This window comes from Streptomyces sp. WZ-12 (genome assembly GCF_028898845.1).
In the GTDB taxonomy this organism is placed as follows: Bacteria; Actinomycetota; Actinomycetes; order Streptomycetales; family Streptomycetaceae; genus Streptomyces.
Genome location: NZ_CP118574.1, coordinates 4027705 through 4043952 on the forward strand (window position 1 = coordinate 4027705; position 16248 = coordinate 4043952).

Sequence of the window (16248 nt, forward strand, 5' to 3'; positions counted from 1 at the left end):
CACGACCCGTCAGCGGGCCCGTCAGCGCGGGTCCGGCGTCTCCCGGTCGGCCCCCTCGCCCCGTGGTACCCCGACCACGTGCAGGAGTTCGTCGATCCGGTCGGTGCTCAGCCGGTCCTCGCTCGCGGCCGCCGCCGCGATCATCAACTCACCGGTGAGGTCGATCTCCACGAGGGCCACCTGGTCCTGAACGGTCGGATGGCGATGGGCCGGCACGTCCGACACCTCCTCCTTCGAGCGCCTTCCCACGCCGTGGTGGCTACCCGACAGCGTAAGGAGGGCCGCCCGCCCCGCACATGGCACGGAAGGACCATTTCCGCTCCGGCGGGAGGGCCGGCGCGGACGCCGCGGCCTACGAGGGCGCCGAGGCGATCTTCCCGGTGTAGATGTCGCGCCGGTCCGGCAGCCGCACCGCGACCCTGCTGCCGAACCCGTACAACACGGTCGTCGACGTCACGGCCGCCCCCTTCGGCGCCCCGTTGGCGAAGCGGAACCGCTGGCGGACCTTGCGCAGCCGCCCGGCGTCGTCCAGATACGCGTCGAACGGCACCAGCGCGGTGGTGAACCCTTTTTCCGCCGCCACCAGCGCGGGCCGGGTGCGCGCCGACGCCGCCCCGGCGGCCGCGGTCAGATCGGTCGTCCCGCGGTAGTGCCGCACCACGACCCCGCCCAGCCGCTCCTGCCCCTGGTACGTCACCTCCCGCGCGCCGCGCAGCAGTTCGGCGGCGGCCAGCGGATCGGTCGCCCCGCCGGTGACCAGATTCCCGTCGGTCAGCGCCGCGGTGTCCACCCGCACCCACTTGTCGGCCGGCACCCCCGCCCCGCGGTTCTTCATGAACAGCGCGCCGGGCGCCAGGATCTCGGTGATCGGCTGGTGACCGCCGCTGGGCTTGCCCTTCAGATCCGGCAGCACCACCCTCAACTGCCCGCTGCCGGCGGCGAAGTCATAGCCCCCGGTACCCCGGATCGCCACCCGCGTCCCGCCGCTGACCGTCTCCATCGCCGTCCGCACCTTGGCGGTGCCCGCCCGGACCAGCTCCTCGATGCCACGCCGCAGCTCCACCGCGCCCGTCGCCCGCACCGCGGCGCGCACCGGCTGCGCCTGGTCGTCCGCCGCGGCCCCCTCCGACGAACAGCCCGTCGTCGCCAGCAGCCCCGCCATCAGCCCCGTCCCGCACGCCACGGCCGCGGCGACCGCGCCGACTCGCCTGTCCTGCACCACCATGCGTACGAGCCCCCTCGGCCGCTCGTGCTCGGGACCGCCTGGGCCGGCCGGTCCGCTCGGGACGGTCACACGTCCCGCCGCCGGCTCGTCTGACGGTGCGTCGACCGATCCGTTCAACGACCGTTCCGGGGCCTCGTCACGCAACGCCACCTGGGGCGCGTAGCGTGGCCGGGTGCCCGAACGCGTCCCGCATCAGACCTCCACCACCGAGCGCGGTGCCTTCTGCCTGGCGCGCTGCGCGTGCGGCTGGACCGGGATGGCCCGCCGCGCCCGCTCCCAGGCGCGCACCGACGCCGAGCGCCATCTGGCCTCGGTGCGGGGCGCCGACGACGCCGGTCCCGGGCGCCCCGTGGAATGACCCGGTCCGTTCCGGGAACCCACCACCCCTCGCGCCGCATCTGAGGAGTGAGGGCGCAACAGCACCACTGGGCAACGGACTTCACTCGCAAACCGGACGCCACCCGTGCACGGGGGCACCCCGGCCGGTCCCGCCAGGTACGGCGCCCCAGCGCACACGCCCCGCGACCACCGGCCGGCCGGACCGGCCGGGCAGGGGCCGGACCGTACGACAACCAAGGGGGATTCATCCCAGTGAAGCGGCGCACACTCCTGATGGCCGGCGGCGGACTCACGACCGCCTCGCTCGCCTGGACCACCGGCTGCGACGGGCCCGGCGGCGCCTTCGCCGCGGCCTCCTCCGGCGGCGCGGCCGGCGGCACCGTCAACACCGCGGCCGCCGCCAAGTCCCCCACCACACAGGCCGCTTGGAGCGCACTCGGCAAGGGCCTGGACGGCGACCTGATACGCGCCTCCGACGCCTCCTACGCCACCGCCCGACGCCTCTACAACACCCGCTTCGACGCCCTCAAGCCGTCCGCCGTCGCCTACGTCAAGCACCCCGGCGACATCGCGGAGTGCCTGGCCTTCGCCCGCCGCTACGACACCCCCGTGGCCATCCGCAGCGGCGGCCACTCCTACGCGGGCTTCTCCAGCGGCAACGGCAAGCTCATCATCGACGTCTCGGCGCTCAACAAGGTCGGCGCGCCCTCCGGCGGCACCACCCGGATCGGCGCCGGCGCCAAGCTCATCGACGTCTACGAGGGCCTGGGCGCGCACGGCGTGACGATACCCGGCGGCTCCTGCCCCACCGTCGGCATATCCGGCCTGACCCTCGGCGGCGGCCACGGCGTGGTCTCCCGCGCGTACGGGCTGACCTGCGACAGCCTCGTCGGCGCCACCGTCGTCACCGCCGACGGCAAGACCGTCGACTGCGACGCCGGCCACCACCCCGACCTCTTCTGGGCGCTGCGCGGGGCCGGCAACGGCAACTTCGGCGTGGTCACCGAACTGCGCTTCCGCACCCACCCGGCGCCCCGCGCGGTGATGGCGTACATGACCTGGCCGTGGGCCAAGGCCGCGGCGGTGCTGGGCTCTTGGCAGAAGTGGGGCCCGGACCAGGCCGACGAGATATGGTCCACCGCCCACTTCGACGCCCGGCCGGGCGGCACCCCGGGCGTCTCCGTCGCGGCCTTCTCCCTGGGCAGCCACCGCGACCTCCAGAACGCCGTGGACAAGCTGGCCGACCAGCCCGGCGGCCCCGGCCCGGCCAGCCGCGTCAGCCTCACCCCGATCGGCTACCTGGAGGCGATGGAGGCGTACGCGGGCTGCTCGAAGAAGTCCAACGCCCAGTGCCACATGCCGGGCACGCTCCCCGGCCACAGCGGCGCCGGCACCCTGGGCCGGGAGACCTACGCCGCCCGCTCGCACTTCTTCGACCGCTCGCTGTCCGCGGCCGGCATCCAGACCCTGCTCTCCCAAATAGAGGCCGGCGGCCGCAAGGGCGTCGCCGGCAACGTCGCGCTCACCGCGCTGGGCGGCGCCATCAACCGCGTGGGCACCGGCGACACCGCCTTCGTCCACCGCCGCTCCCGCTTCCTCGCCCAGTACCTGACGTCCTGGTCGGCCACCGGCACCGGCGCCGCCGGCACCGCCTGGCTCAACGGCTTCCACGCCGCGATGCACCGGCACTCCTCGGGCGCCGCCTACCAGAACTACACCGACGCCGCCCTGACCGACTGGAAGTCCGCCTACTACGGGACGGCCGCCACCCGGCTCGACAAGGTCAAGCAGACCTACGACCCGCAGCGGCTGTTCAGCACCTTCGCGCAGGCCCTCTGAGCGCCCCGCCCGCCCGAGAACGCCGAGGGCCCGGCCCCCGCTCCAGGGGCCGGGCCCTCGCGCCGCGTTCCGTCGGTGCCGTCGGTCGCCGTCAGGCCGCCAGGTCCTTGTCCCGCTCGTCGTGGCGGTGCAGCGCCGGCTCGGCGCTGACCACCGGAGCCGGCCCGGACTCCGCGCCGCGCCCGTCCGCGGCCGGCTCCGCCGTCACTCCCCGCGCCCGCACCAGCCACCGCAGCGGGGAGCGCTCCACCGCCGTCATCAGCGGCACCAACAGCGCCTGCGCGAGCGGCGCCAGCAGCAGCGCGACGGCCGTGCCGAGGGCGAACCCGCCGATCACGTCGGTCGGGTAGTGGACGCCCAGGTAGACCCGGCAGAAGCCCTCCAGCAGCGCCAGCCCGATGCCGATCAGCCCGAAGCGGCGGTGTGCGACGAACAGGCCGACGCCGACGGCCATGGTGAGCGTGGCGTGGTCGCTGACGAACGAGAAGTCGCTCTTGCCCGGGACCAACACCGCAAGGCCGGCATGGTCCTTGAACGGCCGCGGCCGCTCGACGAAGCCGCGGATCGGGACGTTGGCCAGCAGCGCCAGCCCGGCGGCCAGCGGCGCCCACACCAACCCGGCGATCGCGGCCAGCCCTTCGGGCTTGCGGCGGGCGGACCACCAGGCGAGCAGACACAGCACCCCGAGGGCGGCGATCAGGCCGTACTCACCGATGAACTCCATCGCGCGGTTCACCCCTTGCGGGGCGTGCTTCGCGAGGCCGTTGATGCCGTCGAGCACGTCGACATCGGGGTTGGGCCCCTCGAATGCGAGTCCAGCCATCTGCCGTGGCCCCTTATCTTCCGCGCGCGCGTGCGCCGCCTACGTGCTACCAACCCCCGTTGCCGATCTGTGTGGCCGTCGAGCGCGAACCGTCGACAGGGTGCTTGCGTTCCCACGCCAAGGAAACGCGCCACCCACCTCCGGCGTTCCACTCTCCACGGGATGATCACCAGGACGTTATCGGAACTTGACACATCACCGCAGTTCAGAACCCATGGTCAAGCACCGCTCCCGGTGGGCAGCGCTTTCGCGCCATCGGACGTCACGCGCGTCGCGCCGATGTAGTCGGGCTGGTCGATCTTGTCGAACCGGATCACCGCCCCGGTGTACGGCGCGTTGATCATGTATCCGCCGCCCACGTAGATGCCCACGTGGTGGATGGTCCGCGGGTCGTTGAGGTCGTGGGCGAAGAACACCAGGTCCCCCGGGAGGAGTTCGTCCCGCCTCGGGTGCGGGCCGGCGTTCCACTGGTCGTTGGCCACCCGCGGCAGCTCGATGCCCACCGCGTGGTACGCGGCCTTGGTCAGCCCGGAGCAGTCGAACCGCCCGCCGTCGTCCGCCGTGCCGTTGCCGCCCCACAGGTAGGGCGTGCCCAGCTTCTCCTGGGCGTAGTAGATGGCGGCCGACGCCTGCTGGGAGGACGCCACCGGGGCGGTCGGCGCCTCGAAGCTCTTGGCCAGGGTCGTGATGCTCTTCACGTAGCTCTGCGTCTCGCCGTACGGCGGGACACCGTTGTACTGGATGACGCGGTAGGCGCCGGCGTTGTACGCGGCGAGCATGTTCGCGGTGGAATCGCCCGGCGCGTCCTTCACATAGCGGGCCAACTCGCAGTCGTAGGAGGCGGCCGACGGGATGGCGTCCGCCGGGTCCCAGATGTCCTTCTTGCCGTCGCCGCTGCCGTCGACGGCGTGGGTGGCCCACGTCTCGGGGAGGAACTGCGCGATGCCGAGGGCGCCCGCGGGGCTCTGCGCACGCGGGTTCCAACCGCTTTCCTGATAGAGCTGCGCCGCCAACAGCGCCGGGCTGAGGGCCGGGCAGAGGGTGCCCCACTTCTGCACCAGCGACTGGTACGCGGCCGGCACCGCGCCCTTGGCCAGCCCGACCGCCCGGCCGGTGGCCCCGGCCAGCCCGGCGGCCGCCCCGTACGTACCGATCACGAGCAGCCCGACCAGGCAGAGCATCAGCCCCACCCCGAGCCCGCTGGTAACCCAGAATTTCCGCACCCCCCAACCCTCCCCCATTCAGGCCCGGTTCACAGCCCTTTCGTCGGCCTCGGCGCGCGGGGCCGCCGCACCGCGGCGCACGGACCGGCGCACGGGGCGCTTCGAACGGTGTGCGATTCGCGTCACATCGGCGCACCCACAGGGCCCTTGACGCTCCGTCGGCCGCCTTCGACACCCGTCGGCTACCTTCGGCGCCCGGCCCCAGCAGACACCGCTCCCCCGCGCCAACCGCCGCCAGGCCCCCACCCGCAGAAACCCCGCCCCTGACAGCCCCTCACCATCCTTGACAATCAACGACAGACAGTCGTTGCCCAGCGTTATCGCCCGTGATACACACGGTGAGACAATGGCGCCTGGCGGGGCGCGAAGAGGGCCGTACACACGGCACTCCCACCGGATCCGTCGAAGAAAGCCGCCGAGTCGACATCTGATGGCGTCTTTGTCAGCGAAGATAGAGACTGAATCCGTGCCGTGCGGCACGGTCGGGCAACTATCCATAAAGGGGCGGTGAGTTCACACATGTTCATTGCAGCCCAAAAGGGCGACATCACCACCATCATCGGTGGAATCGCCCCGGACTGGGGACCGTTCGGCAGCCTGGGCAACGAGGCCCGCGTGATGGTCGAAGTCATCATGGCGGTGGCGATCCTGCTCTGCCTCGGCATCGCCATCTGGGGCGCCGCCAAGCAGCGCATCGGCGCCACCGCGCTGCGCGACACCTTCAGCGCCGAGCAGGGCAAGGGCCTGATCGTGGCCGGCCTCACCGGGGTCTTCATCATCGGCTCGTTGGGCACGCTGTTCACCATCGTCTACGGCATGGCCGTCTAGCCGACCGGCAGCCCGCCGCGGACGGCCCGGCGGCCCGGCACCACCGGCCGCGGGCCCGTCCGGACGCCCGGCGGTCCGGCCACCACCCCGGCCCTGCCCGCCACCACCGGTCGGCACACCGCGCACGTCGGCACGCGCCCGTCCCCGTGCCGCTCCGCATGCGCCCCCGCCCGTCCCCTCTCCGCCGTCCCGTGCCCTCCCGTACCCCCGCACGTCCCACCCCCCGGTCCGAGGCCCCATGCTGACGCTCCTTCATCCCGGTTCGCGGGGACCCGAGCCACGACGTGCCCACGCCCACCACCAGCGGGCCGATTGGGCCGGCCGCGTCGCGGGGACAGGTGGTTCCGGAGACCAGCAGCCCGCGGCGGGCGTTCGACGGACGGGCACAAACCGCCCAGAGTCCCCCATTCGCCTCCGCCGCTCAGCAACTGAGGAACCGTCACGGTGAGATGTACTCGTACCACTTCACCCGAGCCGGCGCCCACGCGGCTACGGTCATATGAAGGCGGCACACCAACGGCAGGGACGGCGAGGGCGGCAGCGGCGATGGCGGCAGAGGGGGCACGGGAGCGATGAGCATCGGCGACGACGGGGACTACGGCGACGGCCACGGCTCCGGCACGGGCCAGACCAGGACCAGACTCCCCGACGGCGAGGGCGACGCCTACGGCCCGCCCCGCCGCACCCGGTCCACCCTCTCCAGCCGCAACCTCATCACGGTCGTCGGCGTGGTCGTCCTGCTGATCGCGGCGATCGCCTTCGCGAACCGCGGTGGCAGCGGCAACGACGAGACGGGCTCCGGCTCCGGCGGCTCCGGCAAGGACCGGGGCGCGGCCGCCCAGCCGACCGCCCCCACCGGCACCAAGCCGGTCTCCGGCAAGACCGGAAGCATCGCCTCCGGCTTCCCGAAGACCGAACAGGGGGCACAGTCGGCGGCGGCCAACTATGTGGTGGCGCTGGGCTCCAGCGCGATGTTCAACCACGACCAACGGCACGAGGTCGTCGGCACGGTCATGGCGCCGTCGGTCGTGGACGGCTTCCAGACCAAGTTGGACAACCTCTACTCGCCGCAGTTCTTCAAGAACGCCGGGCTGAAGCCGGACGGCACCGCCCCGGCCGGGACGACGTTCGTCTACCGCACCATCCCGGTCGGCACCAAGTCCACCGCCTTCTCCGCCTCCGAGGCGACCGTCGAGGTGTGGTGCACCGGGCTGCTGGGCCTGGCCGGCGAGGGTTCCACCAAGCCGGTCACCACGAGCTGGGTCACCTTCACCATGAAGCTGTCCTGGACCGGAAGCGACTGGAAGACGGTCGGCTACGCGCAGAAGAACGGTCCGGCGCCGGTCAGCGGTGACGTTCCCGCGTCCGGCGCGAAGGAGATCGCGGGAGCGGTCGCAGGGTACGGAGGTTTCACCTATGCCCGGTAATCCGCATCGCCGGCGCACGCTGTCCCGCGTGTCCGTGGTGGTGGCGCTCCAGACCTGGGCGGTCCTCTTCGCGACCCGGGCCTTCGCCGACCCGAGCCCGAAGCCCTCCGGCGACACCTGCAACCTCGTTCCCGGCGCGGCCAAACAATTCTGCGAGACCGGCGACAAGCCCGGCGCCGGCGGGCCCAAACTGCCGACCGACAACCCCCTCGACAACAACCCCCTCGATCCCCTGGGTTCGCTGGCCAAGGGGTGTGCCAAAGCTGCGGCCTGGATTGTCGATAAATTGTCGGAGGCGGTGAAGGCGACCTCGCAGGTGGACTTCACCAATTCCGCGTTCCTGCGGCAGTACGCGGTGGTCTTCGCCGCGTCCACCGTGCTCACGCTCGTGCTGTGGCTGCTCGCCGTCGCCAAGCGGGCCGTGCGCGGGGTGCGGCTCACGGAGGCGATCAGTGAGGCGGTCGGGTTCCTGTGGCTGACGGTGCTGGCGTCCGCGTTCACGCCGCTGATCCTCTACACGGTGGTGTCGGCGACCGACGGCGTCACCGAGATCATCGCCAAGGGGACGGGGGCGCAGACCGACACCTTCTTCGGGTCGTTCTCGCAGGCGTTGACCAAGGGGACGGACATCGGCGGCGGGCCGATCATGCTGATCGTGGTGTCGCTGGTGTCCGTGCTGGCCGCCGGTGTGCTGTGGCTGGAGCTGGTGGTCCGGGCCGCGCTGCTGTACGTCGGGGCGCTGCTCGGGACCGTGGTGTACGCCGGGCTGGTCGACAAGAACATGTGGGGGCACGTGCGCCGTTGGGCCGGGATCATGATCGCGGTGATCCTGGTGAAGCCGGTGATCGTGATCGTGCTCGGCATCGCCGGGGCGCTGTCCGGGGACAAGGGGCCGAACTCCTTCTCGGCCGTGGTGTCCGGGCTCGCCATCATCATCCTGGCGATCTTCGCGAGCGCGGTGATCTACCGCTTCGTGCCCGGCTTCGGCGACGAGATGGTGTCGGCCCGCACGAGCAAGGGGCGGGCCACCGACGGCAGTCAGGCGGCCGCGATGATCTCGTCGCCCGCGGCGCTGGTGTCGCAGGGCATCAAGACGCACAGCTCCCGCCGCTCGGGCGGGGACGGCGGGGGCGGCGCGCAGGGCGGGCAGTCCCGGCCGGCCGACGCGGTGGCCGGCGGGGTCGCCGCGCACGGCTCCCGGTCGGCCCCGAGCACACCGGCGCCCCGCAGCAACCCCGGTACCGGCGTCCCACGCACCGGCAACACACCAGGAGGTGAGGGGCGTTGAGCACGCCGTCCCAGCCGATCGCGCCGCGGCGCACGTATCTGATCGGCCGCGCCCGGCCCAATGCCGCCATCGGCAAGAACCGGGAGACCGGCGAGATCACGTTGATCATCGCCGGCGCCTTCCTCGGCATGATGTGCGGGCTGCTGGTGCCCTCGCTGCCGCTGCGGATCGCCAGCCTCACGGGCTTCCCGATGCTGGGGCTGGCCGCGGTCTACGTGCCGTACCGGGGGCGCACCTTCTACAAGTGGTTCGAGATCCGGCGGAGTTTCCGCCGTACCGTGCGCAAGGGAGGGGCGGTGTACCGCTCCGGGGCGATGGAGGCCGGCGTGCGACTGGACGGGAGGGAAGTGGAGATCGGGCCACCGCCCGGCATCGGGCGGATCAGTTGGCTGTCGGCGCCGTTCGGGCCGGACGAGATCGCGGTGCTGCTGCACGCCGACCGGCGGACGGTGACCGCGGCGATCGAGATCGAGGGGCCGGGCGTCGGGCTGCGCGACAGCGAGGACCAGGAGGCGCTGGTCGACCGGTTCGGCACGCTGCTCAAGCACGTCGCCAACGGGGACGGCTTCGTGACGCGGCTCCAGATGTTGGCGCGCACCCTGCCCGCCGACCCGGACGCGCACGCCAAGGACGTCACCCAACGGGGAGACGTCAACTCCCCGCGCTGGCTGCAGGAGTCCTACGACCAGTTGCAGTCGATGGTGTCGACCTCCTCGGAGCAGCACCGGGCCTATCTGGTCGCGTGCATGCACTACAACCGGGAGCTGGCCGCCGAGGCGGTCACCATGGCCCGGGCCGCGGCCGCCCAGCGCGGCGGGCTGCTGCGCCGGAAGCTGGACCGGGACGCCGGGCTGGCGGTGGTGATGGCCCGTGAACTGACCGACATCTGCGCCCGGTTGACGGAGGCCGACATCCGGGTCCGCCAGCCGCTGGGGCAGGCGCGGCTGGCGTCCCTGGTGCACTCCATGTACGACCCGGACCACCCGATCGACCACATCCAGGCGATGAGCAAGGGCAACGCCTGGCCGGCCGAGCTGGACGCGACCGAGCCGACGTACCTCAAGGCCAAGACCCGGGAGTCGTCGACGCGGGCGCCCTGGTGCCACGCCACCGCCTGGGTCAAGGAGTGGCCGCTGACCCCGGTGGGTGTCAACTTCCTCGCGCCGCTGCTGGTCCACACCCCGGACGTGATCCGCACGGTCGCGGTCTGCATGGACCTGGAGCCCACCGAGGTGGCGATCGAGCGGATGCTGACGGAGAAGACCAACGACGATGCGGAGGCCAGCCGGGCGGCGAAGATGAACCGGGTGGTGGACCCGCGGGACGTGGCGCACCACGGGCGGGTGGACCAGCGCGGCGAGGACCTGGCGTCCGGCGCGGCCGGGGTCAACCTCGTCGGCTACCTCACCGTCTCGTCGCGCTCGCCCGAGGCGCTGGCCCGCGACAAGCGGACCATCCGGGCCTCCGCCGGCAAGTCCTACCTCAAGCTGGAGTGGTGCGACCGCGAGCACCACCGGGCGTTCGTGAACACCCTGCCGTTCGCGACCGGAATCCGCCGCTAACGCCGCCAACGCCGCTGACAGCCCAGGGAGGCGCGTACGTCATGGCCATGTTCGATCCGCTCGGTGCCCTCACCGAAGCCTTCACCAGCTTCCTGTTCGGGAAGGTGGAGACGACACGGCTGCCCGTACGCACCTCCACCGGCCAGGCGCAGGCGGTCTACCTCCCGACCGCGGCGCCCGGCCTCGGCGACTCGGGCGTGATCATCGGGCGCGAGGTGTACTCCGGCAAGGGCTACATCTACGACCCGTTCCAGCTCTACGGGCAGCAACTGCCGGCGCCGCACTGGCTGGTGCTGGGCGAGTCCGGCAACGGCAAGTCCGCGCTGGAGAAGACCTACGTCCTGCGGCAGCTCCGCTTCCGGGACCGGCAGGTCGTGGTGCTGGACGCGCAGGGCGAGGACGGCGTCGGCGAGTGGAACCTGATCGCCGAGGAGCTGGGAATAACGCCCATCAGGCTGGACCCGACGGCGGCCCTCAACGGCGGGATCCGGCTCAACCCGCTCGACCCCTCGATCACCACCACCGGCCAACTGGCCCTGCTCCGGACGATCATCGAGGTCGCCATGGGGCACGGCCTGGACGAGCGTGCCGGTTTCGCCCTGAAGGTCGCGCACGCGGCAGTGCTCAGCCAGTACGAGGAGGTGGAGGGGGCTGGCGGCGGCGCGCGCGGCCCCCGGCAGCCGGTGCTCTCCGACATCGTCGAGCAGTTGCGGCACCCCGAGCCGGCCTCCGCGGAGGCGATGAACGTCGACATAGACGACGTCCGCGCCTGGGGGTTGGACGTGGCGCTGGTGCTGGACCGGCTGGTCGACGGCGACCTGCGCGGGATGTTCGACGGCCCGACCACCGCCGGCATCGACCTGGACGCGCCGCTGATCGTCTTCGACCTCTCGCACATCGACCGGAACTCCATCGCGATGCCGATCCTGATGGCGATCGTCGGCGTGTGGCTGGAGCACACCTGGATCCGGCCGGACCGCAAGAAGCGGATCTTCCTGGTCGAGGAGGCGTGGCACATCATCAACTCGCCGTTCGTGGCCCAACTCTTCCAGCGGCTGCTGAAGTTCGGCCGCCGGTTGGGCCTGTCCTTCGTGGCCGTCGTGCACCACCTCAGCGACGTGGTGGACGGGGCGGCGGCGCGGGAGGCGGCGGCGATCCTGAAGATGGCGTCCACCCGGACCATCTACGCGCAGAAGGCCGACGAGGCGCGCGCCACCGGGCGGGTGCTGGGGCTGCCGCGCTGGGCGGTGGAGATCATTCCGACGCTGACGCCGGGCATCGCCGTCTGGGACGTCAACGGCAACGTCCAGGTGGTCAAGCACCTCATCACCGAGGCCGAGCGTCCGCTGGTCTACACGGACCGGGCGATGACCGAGTCGTCGCCGCTGCCAACGGACGAGGCGCGCGCGCTGGCGCTGGCGGCGGACGCCGAGGCCGAGGCGCGGGCCGAAGCGATCGCGATGGAAAGGCAGTTGCGGGACGAGTCGAGCGAGACGGTGGCGTGACGCGCGGAGACGACGAGGACGGGTACGGCCGCGGCTACGGTCCGTACGACGACCGGGGGGACGGTCGGGGCGGGCGTCATGGCCACGGCCGCGGGGGCGGCCGGCCCCGGAGCCGGGGCGTGCCCGACGCGCTGCTGGTGGGGCTGATCGGCTTCCTGCTCGGCCTGACCCTGGTGGTGTGGACGGCGACCGGCCTGGCCGGGCTGCTGGCGCACGGCGGTTGGCCGTCGGGGGTGACCTACGGCGGGACGCCGCTGGCGCTGCCGCACCTGGTCTCCGCGCCGCACGACATCGCGGCGGCCTGGCCCGACGCGCCGAAGGGCCAACTGCCCGGCTACGGCCTGTTCTGGGGGCTGTTCGTCGGCGAGTTGATGGTGCTGCTGGTGCTGGCGATCTTCGTGCTGGGGACGGTCACCCGGTACCGGGCCGTACGGGCGACGCGGCGGGCTCAACGGGCCGGCGCGGGGCCGCGGGCGGCGGGGGCGCGCGGGGTGGCGCCCGAGGCGGCGGAGGGTGCGGGGGCGCCGGTGGCGCAGCCCGCGCCGCAACCCGCCGCCCCGCAGGCTCCGGTGGCACCGGCGGTCCCTTCGGTCCCGGTGGCACCGTCAGTCCCGGAGACCGCTGTGGCGCCGGCCAGTCCGGCGCCGTCCCCTCCGGCGGCGGCACCGCCGGTCGCCGAGCCGGTGCCCGAACAGCGCGCCGCCGACGCACCCGCGGTCGCGGCGGCCCCGGCCGCCGAACCGGCCCTTCCCCGGCTGCAGTTCGACCGCGAGCGGGCCGCCGCGGTGGCCGCGGCGTTGGCCGCCGCCACCGCGGCGCCCGGCCCCCTGGTCGTCGCCACCACCGATCCCGCGCTCTGGGCCGAGACCAAGGACGCCCGCGCCAAGCTGGGGCCGCTGCTGGCCTACGACCCCACGCACCGCCTGGACACCCCGGCCCGGCTGCGCTGGTCGCCCACCGCGGGCTGCGAGGACATCGTCACCGCCACCGCCCGGGCCGCCGCGCTGCTGGCCCCGGTCCGCCCGGCCAGCACCCTGGACGCGGCGCTCGCGGACGCCGCACAGACCCTGTTGCGCTGCTGGCTGCACGCCGCGGCGCTGGACGGCCGCCCGTTCCGCCAGTTGCACCGTTGGGCGCACGCGGCGGGCGGCGCCCAGGAGCCGGTGCGCATCCTGCGGACCAACCCCAAGGCGTCCAGCGGGCAGGCCGGCGAGCTGGAGTCGGTGCTCACCGCGCACACCGAACGCCGGGAGAGGGCGAAGGAGTTGGTGGGGCGCACACTGACCGCGCTGTCCTCGGTGCACATCCGGGACGCCAGCAATCCGCTGCGATCGGATGCGCTCGCCCTCGAATCATTCGTCGCCGAAGGGGGAACGCTGTACCTGGTGGGCGAGTCCATCGAGGACCCGCGCACCGACCCGGGTGCGATGCCGCTGCTCACCGCACTCCTCTCGCACGTGGTCGAGCACGGCCGCCGCATGGCCGAACGGTCATCCGCCGGTCGGCTCGACCCACCACTCACCCTCGTCCTGGACGACATCGCCGCGCTCGCCCCGCTGCCCGCGCTGCCCGAACTCCTCCAAACGGGCCGGCAGCGCGGCCTGTTGACGCTGGCCACGATGCGCTCCCGGGAGCAGGCCCGGGCCCGTTGGTCGCAGGACTTCGCGACGGCCTGAGCGGGACGGGCCGGCCCCCGGCCCCCTCCACGGACCGGGCCGGGGGTTACGGGGCCGCCAGCGCGGCCAGCGGGCGCGGCGGGGCGGAGACCAGGTGGTCGGCCAACTCGGCCCAGTGGTCGGTGAGATAGAAGTGGTCGCCACCGGGGAAGACCCGCAGCCGGAAGCCGCCGGTGGTGTGCTCCGCCCAGGCCGCCGCCTCGTCGATGCTCACCAGCGGGTCCCGGTCCCCGGTCAGCGCGGTGACCGGGGCGGCCAACGGCGGTCCCGGGCGGTGCCGGTAGGTCTCCACGGCCTTGTAGTCGCTGCGGACCACCGGGAGCGCCATGGCCAGCACGTCCCGGTGGTCCAGGAGCCGCGGGTCGGTCCCCTGGGTGCGCCGGATCTCCTCGATCAGCCCGTCGTCGTCCCGGAGGTGGACGGTGCCGCCGCGCACCCGGGTGGGCGCCCAGGCGCCGGAGGCGATCAGGTGCGCGGGGCGCAGGCCGTCGCGCTCCAACAGGCGGGCCGTCTCGTAGGCCACCAGGGCGCCCATGCTGTGCCCGAGCAGGACCAACGGGCGGTCGGCCAGGGGCGCCAGCGCCCGGTGCGCGCCGGCCGCCAGCTCCGTCAGCTCCTCGATGCGGGGCTCGCGGATCCGGTCGTTGCGGCCCGGGTACTGGACCGCGAGCAGCTCGTGCGGGCGGGCGTCGGCGGTGCGGGCGGCGACCGCGGTGGCCAGCCGCCGGTAGGCGCCGGCGCCGCCCCCGGCGTGCGGGAAGCAGACGATCCGGGCGGCCGCGGCCGCGGGGTGCGCCGGCCCCGGGCGCAGCCGGCGCAGCCACGGGTCCGCGGCGGGCGCCGTACGGGGCCGCGGCAGGGCGGGCGCGCTACATGCCACGGGTGTACCCCCCGTCGACGGTCAGCGACTGCGCCGTGATGGCCGCCGCCCGGTCCGACACCAGGAAGCCGATCAACTCGGCCGCCTCGCGCGCCTCGACCAGCCGCCGCAGCGGGATGGACTTGCGCGCCTGGCGCAGCATCCGGGCCGGGTCGGCGCCGATCTCCTCCGCCGAGGCGGCGATCTCCCGGCGCAGCATGGGGGTGTCGATCCAGCCCGGCAGCACCGCGTTGACGGTGATGCCGCGGGACGCCAGGTCCAGGGCGAGGCCCTTGGTGTAGCCGATCAGGCCGTGCTTGGAGGCGCAGTAGGCGGTGTTGCGCATCTTGCCGGCCTTGCCGAGGATCGACGAGACGTTGACGATCCGGCCGTGATCGACGAGGTGTTCCAGGCAGGCGGCGGTGACCGCGAAGGTGCCGTGCAGGTTGATGTCCAGCACTCGCAGCCAGGTCTCCTCGTCGTCCGGGCCGTTCTCGTCGGCGACGCCGGCGTTGTTGACCAGGATGTGCAGCGGCCCGGCGGCGCGCAGCGAGCTGCGCAGGGCCCCGCGGACCGCGTCCCGCTCGCGCAGGTCGGCGACGAGCGGGGTGACCTCGGCGCCCAGCTCGCGGACTTCCTTGGCGACGGTGTCCAGTTGGGCGGCGTCCCGGTCGAGCAGGACCAGGCGGCCGGCGCCGGCATCGGCCAGCAGCAGGGCCACCTCCCGGCCGATGCCCTGGGCGGCGCCGGTGACCACCGCGGTCCGCCCGGCCAACTCGCCCGGCACGGGCCGCCGTTCGGTCCCGGGGGTGGCCGTGGCAGCGGTGTCCAGTTCGCTCATGGTCGTCCCCTCACGCCATCTTCAGGCCGCCGTCGACGTGCAGTACCTCACCCGTGGTGTAGGTGTTGCGCGGGCTGGCGAGGTACGCCACGGCGTCGGCGATCGTCTCGGGTTCGGCGTACTTCTTCAGCAGCAGCCGGCTCATGATCTCGTCCTCGCCGTGGGCGCGGATGGTGTCGGTCATGTCGGTGGTGATCACGCCGGGGGCGACCGCGTTGACGAGGATGCCCCGGGAGGCCAGCTCGACCGCCATCGCCTTGGTGAAGGACTCCAGACCGCCCTTGGCGGCCGCGTAGTTGGACTGGCCGCGGCCCGGCTTGGAGGCGGCCGACGAGGAGATGTTGACGATCCGGCCGTAGCGCTGGCGCAGCATCGCCGGCGCCGCGGCCTGGACGGTGAGCATGGGGGCGACGAGGTTGGTGGCCAGCACGTCCTGGATGTCGGCGAGCCCCTGGTTGACCAGCAGTTCGTCGCGGGTGATCCCGGCGTTGTTGACCAGCACGTCGAGCCGCCCGAAGGAGGCGCGCACGCCGGCGACGATCCGCTGCGGCACCTCGGGGTCGGAGACGTCCCCCTGGAACAGCTCGACCTTGCGGCCCAGCTTGGCGATCTGCTCGGCGACCTGCTCCGCCTCGGTGGTCGCGCTGCGGTAGTTGAGGGCGATGTCGCAGCCCTCCTGTGCCAGTCTGACGGCGATGGCGCGCCCGATGCCCCGGCTGCCGCCGGTCACCAGTGCCACCTGGCCTGCGAATTCCATGACGCTTGGGTCCTCTCAAGTCCATTGGGGCGTACGGCACATGGGCCGGGCGCCGC

The 16248-nt window shown here is 73.1% G+C and carries 15 protein-coding genes; 8 read left to right on the forward strand and 7 right to left on the reverse strand.

The features are described from left to right. Nucleotides 1-21: 21 nt before the first annotated feature. Both PV796_RS17015 and PV796_RS17020 read right to left on the reverse strand, forming a co-directional pair. Nucleotides 22-225, reverse strand: a complete 204-nt coding sequence (locus tag PV796_RS17015; RefSeq protein WP_274919072.1) for a hypothetical protein — start codon at nt 223-225, stop codon at nt 22-24. Between the two features lie 127 nt (nt 226-352). Next, the gene (locus PV796_RS17020; RefSeq protein ID WP_274914110.1) at nt 353-1225 is read right to left on the reverse strand and encodes a hypothetical protein; all 873 of its coding nucleotides are present in this window, start codon (nt 1223-1225) and stop codon (nt 353-355) included. A gap of 172 nt (nt 1226-1397) precedes the next feature. Between PV796_RS17020 and PV796_RS17025 the strand changes: the two genes are divergently transcribed. Further along, complete coding sequence (locus PV796_RS17025; RefSeq protein WP_274914111.1) at nt 1398-1583, forward strand: hypothetical protein; 186 nt, start codon at nt 1398-1400, stop codon at nt 1581-1583. Between the two features lie 233 nt (nt 1584-1816). Next, nucleotides 1817-3403, forward strand: coding sequence for an FAD-binding oxidoreductase (locus PV796_RS17030; protein WP_274914112.1), 1587 nt, complete (start codon nt 1817-1819; stop codon nt 3401-3403). Between the two features lie 91 nt (nt 3404-3494). On the opposite strand, the gene PV796_RS17035 is transcribed toward PV796_RS17030, so the two are convergent. Then, complete coding sequence (locus tag PV796_RS17035) at nt 3495-4226, reverse strand: phosphatase PAP2 family protein (protein WP_274914113.1); 732 nt, start codon at nt 4224-4226, stop codon at nt 3495-3497. Nucleotides 4227-4444: 218 nt separating this feature from the next. Then, nucleotides 4445-5449, reverse strand: coding sequence for a bifunctional lytic transglycosylase/C40 family peptidase (locus PV796_RS17040; protein ID WP_274914114.1), 1005 nt, complete (start codon nt 5447-5449; stop codon nt 4445-4447). A gap of 519 nt (nt 5450-5968) precedes the next feature. Here PV796_RS17040 and PV796_RS17045 point away from each other — a divergent pair. The 6 genes from PV796_RS17045 to PV796_RS17070 all read left to right on the forward strand — a co-directional run bounded on the left by PV796_RS17045 (nt 5969) and on the right by PV796_RS17070 (nt 13735). Continuing rightward, on the forward strand, nt 5969-6277 hold the full coding sequence (locus PV796_RS17045; RefSeq protein ID WP_221906050.1) for a hypothetical protein: 309 nt from the start codon (nt 5969-5971) through the stop codon (nt 6275-6277). Between the two features lie 572 nt (nt 6278-6849). Further along, nucleotides 6850-7704 (forward strand): hypothetical protein, encoded by an 855-nt coding sequence (locus PV796_RS17050; protein ID WP_274914115.1) that lies wholly within the window; start codon nt 6850-6852, stop codon nt 7702-7704. Then, nucleotides 7694-8992 (forward strand): hypothetical protein, encoded by a 1299-nt coding sequence (locus tag PV796_RS17055; RefSeq protein WP_274914116.1) that lies wholly within the window; start codon nt 7694-7696, stop codon nt 8990-8992. Before PV796_RS17050 ends, PV796_RS17055 begins: the two co-directional genes overlap by 11 nt. Continuing rightward, complete coding sequence (locus PV796_RS17060; RefSeq protein WP_274914117.1) at nt 8989-10554, forward strand: SCO6880 family protein; 1566 nt, start codon at nt 8989-8991, stop codon at nt 10552-10554. The genes PV796_RS17055 and PV796_RS17060 overlap by 4 nt, the downstream gene beginning before the upstream one ends. Nucleotides 10555-10601: 47 nt before the next feature. Continuing rightward, nucleotides 10602-12059 carry an ATP-binding protein gene (locus PV796_RS17065; protein WP_274919073.1) on the forward strand — a complete coding sequence of 486 codons (1458 nt, stop codon included), beginning with the start codon at nt 10602-10604 and terminating at the stop codon, nt 12057-12059. Between the two features lie 119 nt (nt 12060-12178). Beyond that, the gene (locus PV796_RS17070) at nt 12179-13735 is read left to right on the forward strand and encodes a TraM recognition domain-containing protein (protein ID WP_274914119.1); all 1557 of its coding nucleotides are present in this window, start codon (nt 12179-12181) and stop codon (nt 13733-13735) included. 46 nt (nt 13736-13781) lie between these two features. Here the strand turns inward: PV796_RS17070 and PV796_RS17075 are convergent, their stop codons facing one another. Genes PV796_RS17075 through PV796_RS17085 form a run of 3 tightly spaced genes read right to left on the reverse strand, consistent with a single transcriptional unit; the run spans nt 13782 to nt 16192 of the window. Further along, nucleotides 13782-14615, reverse strand: a complete 834-nt coding sequence (locus tag PV796_RS17075) for a thioesterase II family protein (protein WP_274914120.1) — start codon at nt 14613-14615, stop codon at nt 13782-13784. Continuing rightward, a complete protein-coding gene (locus PV796_RS17080; RefSeq protein WP_274914122.1) occupies nt 14605-15435 on the reverse strand; it encodes an SDR family NAD(P)-dependent oxidoreductase in 831 nt (276 codons plus the stop codon). The genes PV796_RS17075 and PV796_RS17080 overlap by 11 nt, the downstream gene beginning before the upstream one ends. 10 nt (nt 15436-15445) lie before the next feature. After that, nucleotides 15446-16192 carry a 3-oxoacyl-ACP reductase family protein gene (locus PV796_RS17085; RefSeq protein WP_274914123.1) on the reverse strand — a complete coding sequence of 249 codons (747 nt, stop codon included), beginning with the start codon at nt 16190-16192 and terminating at the stop codon, nt 15446-15448. Nucleotides 16193-16248: the final 56 nt, after the last annotated feature.

Excerpts from the sequence above, each read along its gene's own strand:
- PV796_RS17020 (WP_274914110.1), bottom strand. The coding sequence starts at position 1,225 with ATGGTGGTGCAGGACAGGCGAGTCGGCGCGGTCGCCGCGGCCGTGGCG.
- PV796_RS17035 (WP_274914113.1), bottom strand. The coding sequence starts at position 4,226 with ATGGCTGGACTCGCATTCGAGGGGCCCAACCCCGATGTCGACGTGCTC.
- PV796_RS17045 (WP_221906050.1), top strand. The coding sequence starts at position 5,969 with ATGTTCATTGCAGCCCAAAAGGGCGACATCACCACCATCATCGGTGGA.
- PV796_RS17050 (WP_274914115.1), top strand. The coding sequence starts at position 6,850 with ATGAGCATCGGCGACGACGGGGACTACGGCGACGGCCACGGCTCCGGC.
- PV796_RS17055 (WP_274914116.1), top strand. The coding sequence starts at position 7,694 with ATGCCCGGTAATCCGCATCGCCGGCGCACGCTGTCCCGCGTGTCCGTG.
- PV796_RS17065 (WP_274919073.1), top strand. The coding sequence starts at position 10,602 with ATGTTCGATCCGCTCGGTGCCCTCACCGAAGCCTTCACCAGCTTCCTG.
- PV796_RS17080 (WP_274914122.1), bottom strand. The coding sequence starts at position 15,435 with ATGAGCGAACTGGACACCGCTGCCACGGCCACCCCCGGGACCGAACGG.
- PV796_RS17085 (WP_274914123.1), bottom strand. The coding sequence starts at position 16,192 with ATGGAATTCGCAGGCCAGGTGGCACTGGTGACCGGCGGCAGCCGGGGC.